The 15,254-nt window shown below is 51.2% G+C and carries 12 protein-coding genes; 7 read left to right on the plus strand and 5 right to left on the minus strand.

Annotated features, from left to right (window positions below; translation table 11 throughout):
• Nucleotides 1-24: 24 nt before the first annotated feature.
• Together yciH and ACPXV9_RS07000 are read right to left on the minus strand one after the other, a co-directional pair.
• Nucleotides 25-357, minus strand: a complete 333-nt coding sequence (yciH, locus tag ACPXV9_RS06995) for a stress response translation initiation inhibitor YciH (RefSeq protein ID WP_423895735.1) — start codon at nucleotides 355-357, stop codon at nucleotides 25-27.
• Nucleotides 354-707 carry a hypothetical protein gene (locus ACPXV9_RS07000; protein ID WP_423895736.1) on the minus strand — a complete coding sequence of 118 codons (354 nt, stop codon included), beginning with the start codon at nucleotides 705-707 and terminating at the stop codon, nucleotides 354-356. The genes yciH and ACPXV9_RS07000 overlap by 4 nt, the downstream gene beginning before the upstream one ends.
• Nucleotides 708-787: 80 nt before the next feature.
• Here ACPXV9_RS07000 and ACPXV9_RS07005 point away from each other — a divergent pair, with 80 nt between their 5' ends.
• The 4 genes from ACPXV9_RS07005 to ACPXV9_RS07020 all read left to right on the plus strand — a co-directional run bounded on the left by ACPXV9_RS07005 (nucleotide 788) and on the right by ACPXV9_RS07020 (nucleotide 4,740).
• Entirely contained in the window at nucleotides 788-1,606 is an 819-nt protein-coding gene (locus ACPXV9_RS07005) for an ion transporter (protein ID WP_423895737.1), read from the plus strand.
• Between the two features lie 229 nt (nucleotides 1,607-1,835).
• Nucleotides 1,836-2,072: a SlyX family protein gene (locus tag ACPXV9_RS07010; protein ID WP_423895738.1), complete on the plus strand. Its 237-nt coding sequence runs from the start codon at nucleotides 1,836-1,838 to the stop codon at nucleotides 2,070-2,072.
• A 239-nt stretch (nucleotides 2,073-2,311) separates the two neighbouring features.
• The gene (locus ACPXV9_RS07015; RefSeq protein WP_423895739.1) at nucleotides 2,312-3,658 is read left to right on the plus strand and encodes a diguanylate cyclase domain-containing protein; all 1,347 of its coding nucleotides are present in this window, start codon (nucleotides 2,312-2,314) and stop codon (nucleotides 3,656-3,658) included.
• A complete protein-coding gene (locus tag ACPXV9_RS07020) occupies nucleotides 3,649-4,740 on the plus strand; it encodes a putative bifunctional diguanylate cyclase/phosphodiesterase (protein WP_423895740.1) in 1,092 nt (363 codons plus the stop codon). The genes ACPXV9_RS07015 and ACPXV9_RS07020 overlap by 10 nt, the downstream gene beginning before the upstream one ends.
• A 38-nt stretch (nucleotides 4,741-4,778) precedes the next feature.
• Here ACPXV9_RS07020 and ACPXV9_RS07025 read toward each other — a convergent pair whose 3' ends face one another.
• On the minus strand, nucleotides 4,779-6,434 hold the full coding sequence (locus tag ACPXV9_RS07025; RefSeq protein WP_423895741.1) for an acetolactate synthase large subunit: 1,656 nt from the start codon (nucleotides 6,432-6,434) through the stop codon (nucleotides 4,779-4,781).
• Nucleotides 6,435-6,531: 97 nt separating this feature from the next.
• Here ACPXV9_RS07025 and ACPXV9_RS07030 point away from each other — a divergent pair, with 97 nt between their 5' ends.
• Nucleotides 6,532-8,637 (plus strand): DUF748 domain-containing protein, encoded by a 2,106-nt coding sequence (locus ACPXV9_RS07030; protein ID WP_423895742.1) that lies wholly within the window; start codon nucleotides 6,532-6,534, stop codon nucleotides 8,635-8,637.
• 27 nt (nucleotides 8,638-8,664) lie between these two features.
• Here ACPXV9_RS07030 and ACPXV9_RS07035 read toward each other — a convergent pair whose 3' ends face one another.
• The gene (locus tag ACPXV9_RS07035) at nucleotides 8,665-8,937 is read right to left on the minus strand and encodes a PilZ domain-containing protein (RefSeq protein ID WP_423895743.1); all 273 of its coding nucleotides are present in this window, start codon (nucleotides 8,935-8,937) and stop codon (nucleotides 8,665-8,667) included.
• Between the two features lie 80 nt (nucleotides 8,938-9,017).
• Nucleotides 9,018-11,267: a DNA topoisomerase IV subunit A gene (gene parC, locus ACPXV9_RS07040; protein ID WP_423895744.1), complete on the minus strand. Its 2,250-nt coding sequence runs from the start codon at nucleotides 11,265-11,267 to the stop codon at nucleotides 9,018-9,020.
• Nucleotides 11,268-11,475: 208 nt separating this feature from the next.
• On the opposite strand from parC, the gene ACPXV9_RS07045 reads away from it, so the two are divergent.
• Both ACPXV9_RS07045 and ACPXV9_RS07050 read left to right on the plus strand, forming a co-directional pair.
• A complete protein-coding gene (locus ACPXV9_RS07045; RefSeq protein ID WP_423895745.1) occupies nucleotides 11,476-13,809 on the plus strand; it encodes an ATP-binding protein in 2,334 nt (777 codons plus the stop codon).
• Between the two features lie 56 nt (nucleotides 13,810-13,865).
• Nucleotides 13,866-15,236: a GntP family permease gene (locus ACPXV9_RS07050; protein WP_423895746.1), complete on the plus strand. Its 1,371-nt coding sequence runs from the start codon at nucleotides 13,866-13,868 to the stop codon at nucleotides 15,234-15,236.
• The last annotated feature ends 18 nt before the right edge of the window (nucleotides 15,237-15,254 follow it).

Genomic DNA, 15,254 nt, shown 5'->3' on the forward strand with positions numbered 1-15,254 from the left:
TCTGTGCCAACAGAGGGGGCAGGCTTAACCTCCGGCTATTTTGGCGCTATAACCGGCTTTCTCAAGCAACTCTTTCAATTTCTGGCGATCGTCGGTCTGGATTTCAATAACACCGTCTTTGACGCTGCCACCCACACCACATTGTTGCTTGAGTTTTTTCGCTAGAGCTTTCAGTGCGTCGGGCTTTTCCAGTACGCCTTTGATCAGAGTTACGCCCTTGCCTTTGCGACCTTTGGTTTCCCGGTGCAGCCTGACAATGCCGTCGCCCTCAGGAGTGGCGGCGGCTTCCGGGGCCTCTTTAATACGACCCATGTCGGTGGAGTAGACCAATTTGGAGTTTTTGTTTCGCGGGTTCATTGCTTGATGTCCCCATGCCCGGTCTTATCCGCTGCCTTGCCGGCCTTTTCCAGTTTTAGCGTCAGACTGCCGGCGACAAAAATGGCGACACCAAGGGCAAACAGGTAGCGGGTATCCATCAACTGTACTTCCCAGAAGTGGAATAGAGGCGCGAGAATGACGGCTACGAAAATACCCATAGATGCCATGGTGTCGGCTTTTTCCGGGAACCGAACTTGATTGCTGCAATGGGGGCAGGGAAATTTTTCACTTTTGAGGAAATCCTGAAGTAGCCCTTCTCGGCGTAACAGGCGTTTGTCCATGGGTTCGCTGCAATAGGGGCAGCGCAGAGGTTTGAGTAATAGTGCCACGTTGGTTTCCCCGGTGGTGTGGTTATAATTCTGTCATACATTCTTACAAGGCTTTTGGTCATTACCTCAAGGGATTTTTAATGAAGCGCACAGCCCTGCAACGCAAACTCAATATTATCATCTTCGGTCATGATACGCCTTCCGGTAAAACCTTTGATCTCGTTCTGATCTGGTTGATTGTGATCAGTGTGTTGCTGGTGATGCTTGAGACTGTCAGCTGGATTGAGCAGGAATGGGGTGAGTGGCTGATCATGATCGAGTGGGGCTTTACGGTGGTTTTCACCCTGGAGTATCTGGTGCGAATTTATGTAACCGAAAGACGCTGGGCCTATATTCGTAGTTTTTACGGGATTGTGGATCTGCTGTCCATTCTGCCGACCTATTTGGGGCTGTTCTTTACCGATGCCCGTTATCTGTTGATAGTGCGGGTATTGCGGGTATTGCGGGTGTTTCGTGTTCTGAAGTTGGTACAGTACATGTCTGAGGCCAATATTCTGGTGCGGTCGATGAAGATGTCCCGTCGTAAGATTTTCGTATTCTTCTCAACCGTATTGGTGCTCTCAACCATTTTTGGTTCTTTGATGTACATTGTTGAGGGGCCAGAGCACGGTTTTACCAGCATTCCGAAAAGTATTTATTGGACCATAGTAACCATTACCACGGTTGGATACGGCGACATCACGCCGCACACCGTGATGGGACAGTTTATTGCTTCAGCGGCCATGTTGACCGGTTATTCCATTATTGCTGTTCCTACCGGCATTCTGACGGCTGAATTGGCCAGTGAGATGCAGAAAGAACGGACCCAGATTGTTTGCCCAAATTGTCATCACGCCGGACACGAGTCCGATGCCTTTCATTGCAAGCACTGCGGATCCGATCTTGGGCGTCGTTCCTGACGCCAAAAGGCGATCACGGCATCGCTTCTAACTCCAATTCTTGAATTACGCGCCAAATCACTGCTTTTGGTAGTTTTTGCTTTGTAATTGTCAGCGCCATTGTGTATGTTCATAAGTAGTTAATTGAGCCGTACTAATATAATAAAAACAGTAAGTTGCATGACCTTTCTAAATTTCTTTTTAAATTTAAAAGGGTGTGCCGTATGGCGGGGGTGTTCGAGGTTGGTGGATGACAAAAGACAAAGACTGTGAAGAGTTGCTTGAGCAGATTCAGGAGCTGCAGATGCGGGTGTCCTTTCAGGAGGACAATCTTCAGGAACTGAATGATGTAATTGCTGAACAGGATGCCAATATCTCCAAGCTACAAGAACAGTTGCGTTACTTCGCTGAAAAAATGAAACAGCTGGAGAGTGCAAGCTCCTTGACTGGCCCCGTTTCCGGGGATGAACGTCCTCCCCATTACTAGGCAGAGTGGAAAATGTTCCTCAGTCCAAATCGGCGTCTATACTTAAAATCTCTACCAGCTCTGCTGGAGGAGACTGCAGTGCCTGATCTGTTGTTTAAAGCAAGTCGGTACTGTATTGCGCGGGAATGCAGCCTGAGAGTTCGATTTTTCGGCCGGGGTAAACCAGTGTGAGCAATATCAAGCTAAGCCTTGTACAGAAAGCTGATAGCACGCTAAAAGCAAAGCTGTTTGATACCGCTATGCCTGCCTGGAGCTGGAATATTGATACCGGCCTGGTTGAATGTAACGAGCACTTCAACAATTTCTTTAATGCCAAAGCCTCCAATCTGATGGAGTTTTTACCGCTGATTTCAGAAGATGGTGGTGAATATTTTCTGTCTCTGGCCGGTAAATCCATCCAAAATCGAGAACCCTTCTTTACCGAAGTCATGCTGCAGACGGCAAAGGGTAAGCAGAAAGGTTTTATCTGGGGCTGCCCTGAGATCATGCCGGAAGGCAAGGCCTGTATGAAGGTTGCGGGGGTTATACACCCCAATGAAGCAAGCCAGAGGCCGGATACGCTGGAGCATCGCTTACTGGATCAGAAGGCTGAACTGCAGGGGCTGCTCGACTCTATTCGATCTCCTATCTGGTATCTGGATACCCGGGGTTGTATCAAGCAGGGTAATCAGGAAGCGGAAAGAATTGTTCCCCGTTTTGAAGCGGTAGGAAAACCTTTTGCTCAGGTTGTGCCGGGGGCCGGTTCGGCACAGCGTTGTCAGTCAGAGCTGCAACAAGTGATCGATAGTGGCGTTGCGCTTTACGATACGCTGGAAAACTTCACCATCCATGGTCAACACTACTGGTACCGGGTCGATAAGGTACCGACCAAGAACGGTGCCGGCGAGGTAACCGGGGTTATGGTGACTTTCAAGGACGTCACCACTGACGTCTCTTACAAAAAAGCGCTGGAAGAGAGTGAAACCCGTTACCGGGCTTTTATTGCCAACAGTTCAGAGGCCGTTTTCTGTATTGATATGAGCCCGCCGGTTAATACCGGCCTGCCATATGCAGAGCAGACACTGGCCATTGAGCAATCCGGGGTGCTGGTTGAAAGTAATTCCGTGATGGCGGAAATGTTTGATTTTCAGAATCTCAATGACCGTATTGGTACCCGCTTTTTCAAAGATGTTGGGCACAGTTTTGCCGGAGATTTGAATGATTTTCTGGCCAACAATTATCGTCTGCAAGATCGTGAGGTTATTACGACTCACGCAAACTCCCGTCGTTATTATCAGATGTCGATTATGGGTATTGTCGAAGACGGGCAATTGGTCAGAATCTGGGGTACGGCACGGGATACCACCGAGCGACGCCGCTATCTGGAAAAGTTGGAGTATCAGGCCACCCACGACTCTCTGACTCTGTTACCCAATCGCAGTTTTCTCTATAAAGAGCTTGAGAAGAAGCTTAGGGAAACCCGAGGTAAAAAGTTTGCCCTGATGCTGATGGATCTCGACCGCTTTAAAGAGATCAACGACACCCTGGGCCATCACGTCGGTGATGAATTGCTGAAAAAATCGGCCCACGGATTGAATTGGAAATAGCCGAGCACAATGCACTGGTTACCCGTTTGGGTGGTGATGAATTTGCCATTCTGCTGTCGAATATCCGCAGTAATCAGCAGGCGGTTGTTCTGGGGTACCGAATTCTCGATGCTGTTCGTGAACCGTTTGAGCTGGCAGGTTTCAATACCGAAATCAGCGCCAGTATCGGAATTACCATCTCACCGGATCAGGCTCAGGATATCAGCACCTTGATGCGCTTTGCGGATGTGGCTATGTACCATGCCAAGTCCGAGAGAAATGGTGTGTCGGTGTATCGCTCCAGTTATGATCGCCATACGCCCAAACGTCTGGCACTGATCAATGATTTGGGTAAAGCCATTCGCGAGAACCAACTGGAACTCTACTACCAACCTAAAATCCGACTGAACGATCGCCAGTGCTATGGCTTTGAGGCTTTGATTCGCTGGAATCACCCCGAAATGGGTTTTATTCCGCCGGGTGAGTTTATCCCTCTGGCGGAAGTCAGTGAGGTGATTCATCCTCTGACATTGTGGGTGCTGGAGCAGTCCATTAAGCAGGCCCGAGCGTGGTTGGATAGCGGTTACAATTTTACTGTGGCGGCAAACCTGTCGGCACAGAACCTGTTGAATGATCAGTTGGTGGATCGAGTCGCCGCGCTGTTACGCCGTTATCAGGTGCCGGCCAGTCACCTTGAACTGGAAATCACCGAAAGTGCCATTATGGCCGACCCCAATCGGGCGCTGAAGGCGTTGCAGGAAATCAATGAGCTGGGGATTACGCTGGCCATTGATGATTTTGGTACCGGTTATTCGTCACTGTCTTATCTCAAACGCTTGCCAGTCACCTCCTTAAAAATTGACTGCTCCTTCGTCAAAGACATTCTGGAAGACGAGCAGGATTCCATCATCGTCAATTCCACCATTAATCTGGCCCACAACCTGGGGCTTACGGTAGTCGCGGAAGGGGTAGAGGAAGAGGAAATCCTCAGGCATCTGGAGCTCATGGGTGCCGATAAAGCTCAGGGTTACCACATTGGTAAACCCATGGCGGTTACGGATCTGGATGCCTGGCTGGCAAAAGGTGATTGGCTGCCCCGTTAGGGACAACCAATTGGCTAGCAGCTCAATAACCGCCAGATTTAAATCGGGCAGGTCATTTTACCAAGGCGCTTGGTGAGTTCCATATTTTCCCTATAGTCGATGGGCAGTACCACCAGACTGGGCCCCTCTTCATTTAAGGCCGCTTCCAGAACCGTCTTCAGCTCTTTGCTGTGATCCACCCGATGGCCTGACCAGCCAAAGGATTCTGCCAGTTGTACCCAGTCCGGGTTGTCGAAAGCCAGATCCGTATGGCGGCCAAATTCATTGGTCTGTTTCCAGCCGATCAAACCATAGCCGCCGTCCTCCCAAACCATGATGGTCATATGGCAGTTGAGCCGCTTGGCGGTTTCCATCTCCTGAACGTTCATAAGAAATCCACCGTCACCGCAAATGCCCAGAATTTTGCGATCCGGGTAGACGATCGAGGCGGCAATGGTACCTGGCAGGGCAAACCCCATGGAGCAAAAGCCGTTGGGTATCAGGCAGGTATTGGGTTCGTGGCATTGATAGTGCCTTGCGATCCACATTTTGTGAGCACCGACGTCCGATAGCAGGATGTCGTGAGCGCCCATCACGGTGCGAGCATCGCTCAACACTTTCTGGGGTTTGATGGTGTGCGATGTATCATCGTTGCTGTAGCGGTCAAACTCTTCAGTCATTTGCTCGCGCACAGATTGCTGCTGTTGCAGATCGAAGTTGGTGGGGCTGGGGTCATTGTCGAGTCTTTCATTGAGCATCCACAGGGAGTGGGCCAGATCTCCGACAACTTCTGTTTCCGGGTGGTAGTGTTCGTCAATTTCTGCCGGCAGGAAGTCAATGTGCAGGACTTCTTTGGTGTCTTCACCATTCCAGAGGCGGGGGTGGTATTCCACCATGTCATAGCCAATGGTGATGACCAGATCCGCGGCATCGATGGCGCAGGCGGGTATGTCTTTGGAGCCCAGACCGATGGTATAGAGGCAATAGGGCGCATCCATGTCCACACAACCTTTGGCCATAAACGTACTCAGTACACCAATACCTGTTTTCTCACAGAAAATTCTTAATTGTTTGCTGGCGCGTTTGCGAATGCAACCGTTACCGGCAATGATGATGGGACGCTTGGCATTCTTCAGGCGCTCGTAAGCCATGTCGATAATTTTGTCGGCGGGTACCGGGCGACGGAATTTTTTCACGGGCAGCGGCGTTTTATTGACGGGAAGTTTGGCGATGTCTTCCGGCAGTTCCACCAATACGGCACCGGGCTTTTCGGTTCGGGCCAAACGCACCGCTTTACGCATGATTTCCGGGATGTTTTCTGGATGCCAGATGGTGGTCGCCCATTTGGTCACTGGCTTGAACATATCCACCACATCCATGACCTGATGGGATTCTTTGTGTAAGCGGGTAGAGGCGCCTTGACCGGTAAGTACCAGCATGGGAGCACGGTCCATATTGGAATCAGCCACGCCGGTGATCAGATTGGTCGCGCCTGGTCCAAGTGTGCCCAGACAACCGGCGGGGTTTCCGGTAAGCCGCCCGTATATCTCTGCCATAAAAGCTGCGCCCTGTTCATGGCGGGTCAATATGAATTTTATTTTTTCAGACTGTTCCAGAGATATCATAAAATCGGCGTTTTCTTCACCCGGTACGCCAAAGATGTACTCTACGCCTTCCTCTTCCAGACACTGAACCATTAAATCTGATGCTTTCATGCAAGAATCCCGTTTGTTGTTCTACTGTTAGAGAATAGACTATGGCTTTTATCTAGGCCTATTTCTGTCATTTTTATCTTTCTGTTGAGTGAAGTTTATGCCCGGTACTGATTCCACCTTCTCCCGTCGTTTACTGCGCTGGGGGGGACATACCCTGTTGTTGATTTTTCTGATCCTGTTATTGGTCTTCACGTTATTACCACTGGGTATTCGTACCGCTGTTGAGCACTGGTTTGCCCAACAGGGTATTGAGGCAGAACTGGCTCATGTTGAAATCGCCCCGGTTGTTGGTCGCGTGCAATTATCCGGTCTCAAGGCACTGCGCAATGGTGAGAGGGTGTTGCAGCTGGACGATTTGATTGTGGATATCAGCTGGCTTCCGCTCAGGGAGAATCGCCTGCAGATTACAGAATTCAGTGTTGATGGTTTGTACCTGCAGGCCAGTAAGCGTGATAACCAGCAGTGGCTGGCGGGGCTGAATTTGGAAAAATTGCTCAGCACTGGTGGCAATACCCCGAACGCCCCCGATTCGCAGGCAGGGGCGGAAGCCGATGCATCGGCTTCGCCCTTTGTCGTTGAAGTCGATCGGTTGGCTCTGGAGAATATCGGCGCCTGTGCCAACGCCAGCAGTGCGGGGCAGATGTTGGCTGATTATTGTCTGGATTTCAGATCATTCAATATTCCGCAAACCCTGTCGCTGGTGCTGGATAAAGACATCAGTGTCCAGTTGCCTGGCGCTCAGTTACAACAACTGGCAATCAAGGATCAGCTTCCCGGGCAAAGTGTGCTGCGATTGGGGGCGATCACGATGCAGCAGTTACAGCTGCAAGCCGATACGTTGACTTTGGCGAATCTCAGTCTTGAATCTCTGCAGGTTTTGGCTCGTGAGGCATCTCTGACCATGGTTGATGTGCAGCCTTACTACTTGTCATTGCAGGCGATTGGGTTGCAGGACATGGCTTACTCTTTGAAGGAACCACGTGCCGATTTGGAGAGCTTGTCGTTGGCGGGTCTGGGGGTAATGGTACATCGGGACAGTAACGGCGTCTTGCCGATTCAGCCGCGGGTCAATGCGTTGCAGCAATCACTGTCGGCTTTGTTGCCGGCTAAAAATGACACCGAACAACCGCAGCCGCAGGCTGACCCCTCTGTTGCAGGTCAGGAGGGCGCACTGGTGTTGACGCTGAATCAATTTTCTTTGGGGCAGGGTTCCAGAGTTTTTTGGTTGGATGAAGGTGTTCAACCCCAAGTGAAGCAAACGCTTAATGATGTTCGTCTGGCCGTGCAGGGTATTGATACCTCGATGCCACAGCACCAAACCGAGATTGATTTTGCGGTAGCGCTCAATGATTTTTCCTCCGCCAGCCTCAAGGGCTGGGTCAAACCCTTTACCGAAAAGGTCAATCTGGCGTTTGATGCGCGAATAGAAGGCTTTGATGCGTTGCCAGTATCGCCCTATGTTGAGCGCAATCTGCAATATAAGATTCAGCAGGGCCACATCAATGAAACCCTGACCGTAGCGATCGAGGAGGATCAGCTGGATATTATGTCCGAGCTGGTGCTGGAAAAGTTTTATATGGAAAGCCTCTCGCGAAATGAATTGGCAGAGGGTGAAGAAACTCAGGATTTACCGGTGGCTATGGCGCTCGATTTGCTGCGCGATGGTGATGACCGGATTACGGTAGAGATTCCCGTTGATGGTGATATCAGCGATCCAAATTTTTCGCTGGCTCAGGTTATGGGGGTGGTGTTTCGCAAGGCCCTGACTCAGGCGGTGATCAATTATTACACGCCCTTTGGTCTGGTTAATATTGCTTCGGCTGTGGCGGGTTCGGCCATGAAGTTGCGCTTTGATCCTTTTTACTTCCCGCCTGGCAATGCCAGTTTGACGTCCGAGCAGATGCAAAGGCTTAAGGAGCTTTCCGGTTTGTTAACGTCTAAGCAGCAGTTGAGTTTGAGCTTTTGTCCCAAGGTCACGGCGCAAGATGCCATGAGTATGCTGGGATTGAAAACCATGCCCAAAGCCGGTTTACAGCTGACGGACGATCAGATCCAACAGCTTCTGCTGATGGGCAAACAGCGCAGTGTGGCAATCAAGCGAGCGCTGCTGGATCAACAGGTTAGAAGTAGTCAGGTTATTCTTTGTCAGGTTGAGTTGGATCTTGGTTCTGTGACCGAGCCGTTCGTCACCGTACAAATATAAGCGACAGAAGGTGTCGGAAAGGGCGGGTTATTCCCCGGTGTTGAGATAGCGAAGGCCAATGCCTTCCGGGTCCAGGCGAACCACTTCCATATCTACGATCGGAGCGTCACCGCCTGGAAGGCCTTGAACCTGCCCTTTTACGATCGAGCCTATTTCTGGCAGCGGCACATCTTCCATAAACAGGAAGACACCACTGTTGGAGATGTCTCGGGTGGTGGTTTCAATTTCACCGATGGATTCGTGGCTGATACGAATCCGGGTTTTCATTGGCACTCTTGGGCTATTGCGGTGTTCGGACATGGTCAGTGGCTTCTTATTGTTTTGTTCAGCCTAGCAGGTTCAGCTGGGTTGTGCCTCCCCCGGTCAGGGGAGGCGTATGATTAGCTTTTAATCGCTGCGCTGTCCACTTTCTGAAATCCTCGGGGCAGTTTGTTGCCCCGGCGTCCTCGTTCACCTCGGTAGTGATCGAGATCCGATGCTTTCAGAGTCAGGTGACGTTTACCCGAGTAAATGGCCAGCTGCTCCCCTTCGCTGATGACAACCAGAGCGACCATATATTCCTCCCGGCTTAAAACCCGCGCGGAGGGAATATTGAGGATTTTATTGCCTTTGCCTCGTGCCAGTACCGGGAGCTCGGCCACTGGGAATACCAGCATGCGGCCTTCATTGCTGATGGCGGCCAGCAGGTCAGTTTCGGCATTGCGGATCTTGAGTGGCGCCATGACCTGACCGCCCTTGGGCAGGGTCAGTGCTGCTTTACCCGCTTTGTTTTTGGCGTAGAGGTCACCAAGCTTGGTCACAAACCCATAACCGGCATCGGATGCCAGCAGTACAGGCTCCTCGTTGTTGCCCATCAACAGCCCGTCAAAGGTGGCACCGCTGGGTGGGTTAAGGCGCCCGCTGACCGGTTCGCCCTGTCCTCGTGCCGAAGGCAGGGTGTGGGCTGCAATGGCGTAGCTGCGGCCGGTGGAATCCAGCAGAATGGCGTTTTGATTGGTCTTGCCCTGTGCGGACAGTTTGTAACCGTCGCCGGCCTTGTAGTTGAGAGCGGTTGGGTCCATATCGTGGCCCTTGGCGGCTCGAATCCAGCCCTTATCGGAAATCACCACGGTAACCGGGTCACTGCCCAGCAGATCGGTTTCACTGAAGGCCTGAGCTTCCTGACGTTGCACAATCGGTGAGCGGCGCTCATCGCCAAATTCTTCGGCAGCGGCCAGTAGTTCTTTCTTGAGCAGGGTTTTCAGACGTCGGGCACTGTCCAGTGTCTGCTTCAGTTTGTCTCGCTCGCCCTCCAGTGCTTCCTTCTCCTGAAGGATTTTCATCTCCTCCAGACGCGCCAATTGTCGCAACTTGGTTTCAAGAATGTACTCTGCCTGAGCTTCGTTGAGATTGAAGCGCTTCATCAGTACCGGTTTGGGCTCGTCCTCGTTGCGGATGATTTCAATCACTTCATCGACATTGAGGAAGACGATCATCAAGGCCGCCAATCGCTCCAATCGTTCTTCGACTTTTTTGAGGCGATGTTCCAGACGGCGGCGCAGGGTGACGGTGCGGAAGCTGAGCCACTCGCTGAGGATCTTGTCCAGCGATTTTACCTGGGGCAGGCCATCGATACCGATCATGTTGAGATTGACGCGGTAGGTTTTCTCCAGATCGGTGGTGGCGAACAGGTGATTCATCACCTCGTCCATATCGATGCGGTTGGAGCGCGGTACAATCACCAGACGCGTGGGGTTTTCATGGTCAGATTCATCGCGCAAATCCACCACCATCGGTAACTTTTTAGCCTGCATCTGAGCCGCGATCTGCTCCAGCACTTTGGCGCCACTGACCTGATGGGGCAGAGCGGTGACCACAATGTCGCCGTCTTCTTTGCTCCACTTGGCACGCATGCGCACACTGCCCCGGCCAGTTTCATACATCTTCTGCAGATCCGCCGGAGGCGTAATGATCTCGGCATCAGTGGGCATATCAGGCCCGGGAATATGCTCAATAAGATCGGCCACCGTTGCCTTGGGGTTTTCCAGCATATGTACGGTGGCATTGACCACCTCACGCAGGTTGTGAGGAGGAATGTCTGTGGCCATGCCCACGGCTATACCGGTGGTGCCGTTGAGTAGGACATTGGGTACCCGGGCCGGAAGAACAGCGGGCTCTTTCAGAGTGCCGTCGAAATTGGGAACCCAATCAACCGTGCCCTGACCCAGCTCGGATAAGAGCGCTTCACTGTATTTGGTCAGCTTTGACTCGGTGTAACGCATCGCCGCAAAGGACTTGGGGTCATCGGGGGAGCCCCAGTTGCCCTGACCGTCGATCAGGGTGTAGCGGTATGAAAAAGGCTGCGCCATCAGCACCATGGCTTCGTAAGAGGCCGAGTCACCGTGCGGGTGAAATTTACCAATTACATCACCCACGGTTCGCGCCGACTTCTTGTACTTTGCTGAGGCCTTGAGCCCCAGCTCGCTCATGGCGTACACAATGCGTCGTTGTACGGGCTTTAAACCATCGCCGATATTGGGCAGGGCCCGGTCGAGAATGACGTACATGGAATAGTCCAGGTAGGCTTTCTCGGCGTAGGTTTTCAGGGAAATCTGTTCATCTGCTTCAGGCGCAGTGATTACCTCGGTCATAGATGCGATCCTAAGATATCGGCAGGGTCTTGATTCAATTAATGAGCGTACTTCGACGCCCGATGGCCAAGCTTATACAACCCCCCGGTACCCTTCAATCATTGGCGCATTAACAGAGCGCAGAGTGAGCAAAACAGTTACACTCTGTGCTGCCGGGTATTGTTGTAAGAGGCTGGATTGGTCTCAGGTTGTACAAACGGGTTTATTCATGCTCAATTCATTGGCTACCAGATTGGTTGTTCTGGTTGGTGTCAGCATTCTTTTTATCGTTGGCGTAGTGACTTACGTTAACAATCGCGAATACGGTTCTCTTGTATCGGAGCGCATTGTTCAGTCAATCCAGCAGGATCTGAAAGTTGCCACGACGCGATTGGAGCTTAAGTCAGAAGAGTTGCGCTCAGATCTGCGGTTTCTGGCGAGCGCCATGCCGGCCGGGGATTATGGTTCGCAAGCGGCAACTTCTGAGTCGTCTGCACACTACACCCAGCTGCTGCGCAGTTTTATGGCCAGCCATCGGCATATCATCCAGATTCAGTTTTTGCCCTTCGACGGGAAGATCCCAGAAGCCTTCTACATTGCCCGGCAGGGTCAGCAAATAGAGTCAGTAGCAGCCAGTGTTTACTACCAGTCTGGACCGAATCAGCTCAAGGCGTTGGTCGACGGGCTGGCTGACGGGGCTGTACACACGACCCCCATCAAAGTGCTGCGGCACGTCAATAGCGCCGGATCTGAGGTGACCATTCCGTTTGTGATGTTATCGACAACAGTGGTTTCATCCACGGGTGATCCGCTGGGGGTTATGAGTCTGCAGGCCAATGTCGGCTCTTTTTTCCAGCAGGAACGGTCTTTTCTGGCGTTTCTGGATTCCGGCTTGTCAGATACCCGGGGTAATTTTGTTACGATCAATGGCGACTATGTTTTGCCTTCTAAATCAGATGATGAGATGGATAATCTGATGAATGAAAATGGCAATATCGCTTCAGATTGGCCAGAGGCTGCGGCGTTTCTGGAGCAGGGGGCTGGTTTATCTCATCTGTTTTACAGTGACGATGGCGATCGGGTGATTATGATACAGCGCTTTAATGTGGGCAGCGTGGCAAATCCCTATTATCTCTATGCGGTTCTTAATGCCCCGCTGGATAGTCTGTTTTCCGAGTTGTATCAGTTGCAATCGTGGGTGCTGTTATTCACGCTGATTTTAATGGTGTTGGTTTTTGCTGCCAGTGCTCTCTACATTCATAGCCGGTTGATGCCATTGCAGGATTTGATTGTAAAAATGGGGGGCTATAAGCCCGACCGCCCCTTTACTCCCATCGATGTAAAAGGTCACGATGAAATATCGGAAGTTACTGCGTCGTTTAACCATCTGGCTCTGCAGTTACGGGGCGTGTTCGATCATGAGCAGAGAATTCGTGAGGCGCTCAATAAAATTTCCCTGCTTTCTACGATTGACGAGAACGGTGTTATTGTCGATTGCAACGACAACTTGCTGGAATTCTGTAACTGTCCTCGCGAAGAATTAATCGGGCGATCGGTTTCGCTGTTTCGCTCTGGACTGCATGACGAGGAATTCTACCGCCAGGGCTGGGAAAAAATGCGCAACGGACAGATCTGGCGCGCTGATATCAGCTTTTCCAACGACAGCGGTAATACGGTGTGGCTGGATACCTCTGCCGTCCCATTAATGAATACCGAGAGTGGTGAAAACCGGATTTTAATTATCCAGATAGACGTTACCGAACGTCTGTTATTACTGCGCGAGCTTGAGAAAGAGAGAAACCGGGCGGAGCATGCCAGTCGGGTCAAGAGTGATTTTCTGGCGGGTATGTCCCATGAACTTCGAACCCCGTTGAATTCCATTATTGGTTTTTCCCAACGTTTGATCAGAAAGTTAAAGGGGGAACTGAGCCCACGGCATATGGATGCACTGGAAACCATTGAACGCAATGGACAGCACCTGTTGCAGGTGATCAATGAAATTTTGGATGTTTCGAAGATTGAATCCGGCCGTATGAATGTTCACCCTGAGCAATTTGAGTTGAATCGTGTGGTTCGCGATGTGCAACTGACGATGTCGACTCAGGCTGGTGACAGGAATTTGTCGCTGTCCGATGAACTTCCGGGCTACGATATTCTGGTTTATCTGGACAGGAAGAAACTGGTCCAGACTCTGCTTAACCTTGTATCCAATGCCATTAAGTACACCAATGTTGGTCGAGTTGTCATTCGTGTCACAGACGATAATGATTGGGTTCAAATAGCCGTGGAAGATACCGGCATCGGTATCAAACAGGAGGATCTGCCCAAACTGTTTACCCGGTTTACGCAATTGGAATCAGGTATCACCCAGCGAGTGGAAGGCACCGGTTTGGGATTGGTGCTGGCCAATGAATTTGTCTCCATGCAGGGTGGGAAAATAACTGTCAACAGCGAGTTTGGTGAGGGCAGTGTGTTTACGATAAGGCTTCCGAAACGTTTGGATATTGACAGTCTTAAAGAAAAAGAAAAGACTTCCGTTCTCGAACAAGAAACTCACCCGTAACCAGTTGTTGGCCGGATTGGTTTAATAAAAATAACAATTACCTCAAGGATTTATCTATGCTGGAGAACCTGGGTTTGGTTCTGGCTCTGGCTGTGCTGATTGTAATGGCGCTGCGTGGAATCAATGTCATCTTTGCTTCACTGGTCAGTTCTCTGCTGATCATAGCTACCAATCAGTTACCTTTGGCTGAAAGCTTCAGTCAGTACTACAGCTTTGGCCCTCTGGGAGCCTTTACCTTTGCCGGTAAGTTTTTCCTGTTATTTGTCTGCGGGGCCATTTTTGGCCGGGTGATGGGGGAGAGTCATGCGGCAGCCAGTATTGCCATCGTCCTTTCCCGCAAACTGGGACCCCATCGCGCGCTGTTGATTGCGGCACTGGCCAGTGCCATGCTGACCTATGGCGGCGTGGTGGTGTTTATTGTAATTTTTGCCATCTATCCGCTTGGATTAAGATTGCTGCAGGAAGCTGATATCCCCAAGCGCTTGTTGTTGGCCGCCATCGCTCTGGGTAGTGGCACTTTTACATTAACGGCACTGCCGGGTACTCCTTCCGTACAGAATGTCATTTCCTCTGTGGCCTTGGGCACGGATCTTTTTGCAGGCGCCATCTACGGCATTATTGCCACCTTTGTAATGCTTGGATGTGGTCTCTGGTATCTTGAGTCTGAGCGCCTCAAGGCCATTCGTAATGGTGAAAAGTTTGTCCCTGCACCCGGTGAAATCACTCAGACCGATGACAGTGATGAGGAAATGCCCCATTGGTTTTTAGCGCTTATCCCGCTGGTGACGGTATTACTGGCCATTATTATTCCCCGACTGTTAGTCGATAGTGTTACTGATATGAGTGCAGGCTCTTCAGTCGCCGCTCTGATCACTTTTGCTAATGCCCAGCCCATTATCTGGCCCAGCATTGCGTTGCTGATTGGCAGTGTCTGTTGTGTGATTTTATTTCCGGTTTTGCGGCGACATCCGGTGCAATCACTGAGCAAGGGCGCGGAAGATGCCATTATGCCGCTGCTGAATACCGCAGCGGTGATTGGCTTTGGCGGCATTGTCACTCAGACCGAAGGTTTTCAGCAATTTACCAATGCTATTATGCAGGTGGACTTGCCACCGCTGATTTCGATGTTTGTTTCCGTCAGTTTGACTTCGGCACTGGTGGGGTCTTCCTCGGGGGGGCTACAGATCTTTATGGAAACCATGGCGCAGGATTATCTCGCTATGGGTATTTCTGCCGGTGAATTGCACAGACTGGCGACTATGGCCAGCGGCGGATTTGATTCACTGCCTCATTGCGGCGCGGTGGTGGCGATGTTGACCATTACCCGTCAGACACACCGTGAAGCCTATAAGGATCTGGCGGTGATTACGGTGGCGATTCCGGTGTTGGCCACTCTGGTGGCCATGGCGTCAACCTTGGTTGTGTGACATTGCGCAACTGGCTGT

This window comes from Candidatus Pelagadaptatus aseana (genome assembly GCF_040362265.1).
Classification (GTDB): Bacteria; Pseudomonadota; Gammaproteobacteria; order Pseudomonadales; family Cellvibrionaceae; genus Pelagadaptatus; species Pelagadaptatus aseana.

Coding starts and splice junctions, on each gene's coding strand:
- ACPXV9_RS07030 (WP_423895742.1), top strand. CDS start 6,532: ATGCCCGGTACTGATTCCACCTTCTCCCGTCGTTTACTGCGCTGGGGG.
- parC (WP_423895744.1), bottom strand. CDS start 11,267: ATGACCGAGGTAATCACTGCGCCTGAAGCAGATGAACAGATTTCCCTG.
- ACPXV9_RS07005 (WP_423895737.1), top strand. CDS start 788: ATGAAGCGCACAGCCCTGCAACGCAAACTCAATATTATCATCTTCGGT.
- yciH (WP_423895735.1), bottom strand. CDS start 357: ATGAACCCGCGAAACAAAAACTCCAAATTGGTCTACTCCACCGACATG.
- ACPXV9_RS07015 (WP_423895739.1), top strand. CDS start 2,312: ATGCCTGCCTGGAGCTGGAATATTGATACCGGCCTGGTTGAATGTAAC.
- ACPXV9_RS07025 (WP_423895741.1), bottom strand. CDS start 6,434: ATGAAAGCATCAGATTTAATGGTTCAGTGTCTGGAAGAGGAAGGCGTA.
- ACPXV9_RS07035 (WP_423895743.1), bottom strand. CDS start 8,937: ATGTCCGAACACCGCAATAGCCCAAGAGTGCCAATGAAAACCCGGATT.
- ACPXV9_RS07010 (WP_423895738.1), top strand. CDS start 1,836: ATGACAAAAGACAAAGACTGTGAAGAGTTGCTTGAGCAGATTCAGGAG.
- ACPXV9_RS07045 (WP_423895745.1), top strand. CDS start 11,476: ATGCTCAATTCATTGGCTACCAGATTGGTTGTTCTGGTTGGTGTCAGC.
- ACPXV9_RS07050 (WP_423895746.1), top strand. CDS start 13,866: ATGCTGGAGAACCTGGGTTTGGTTCTGGCTCTGGCTGTGCTGATTGTA.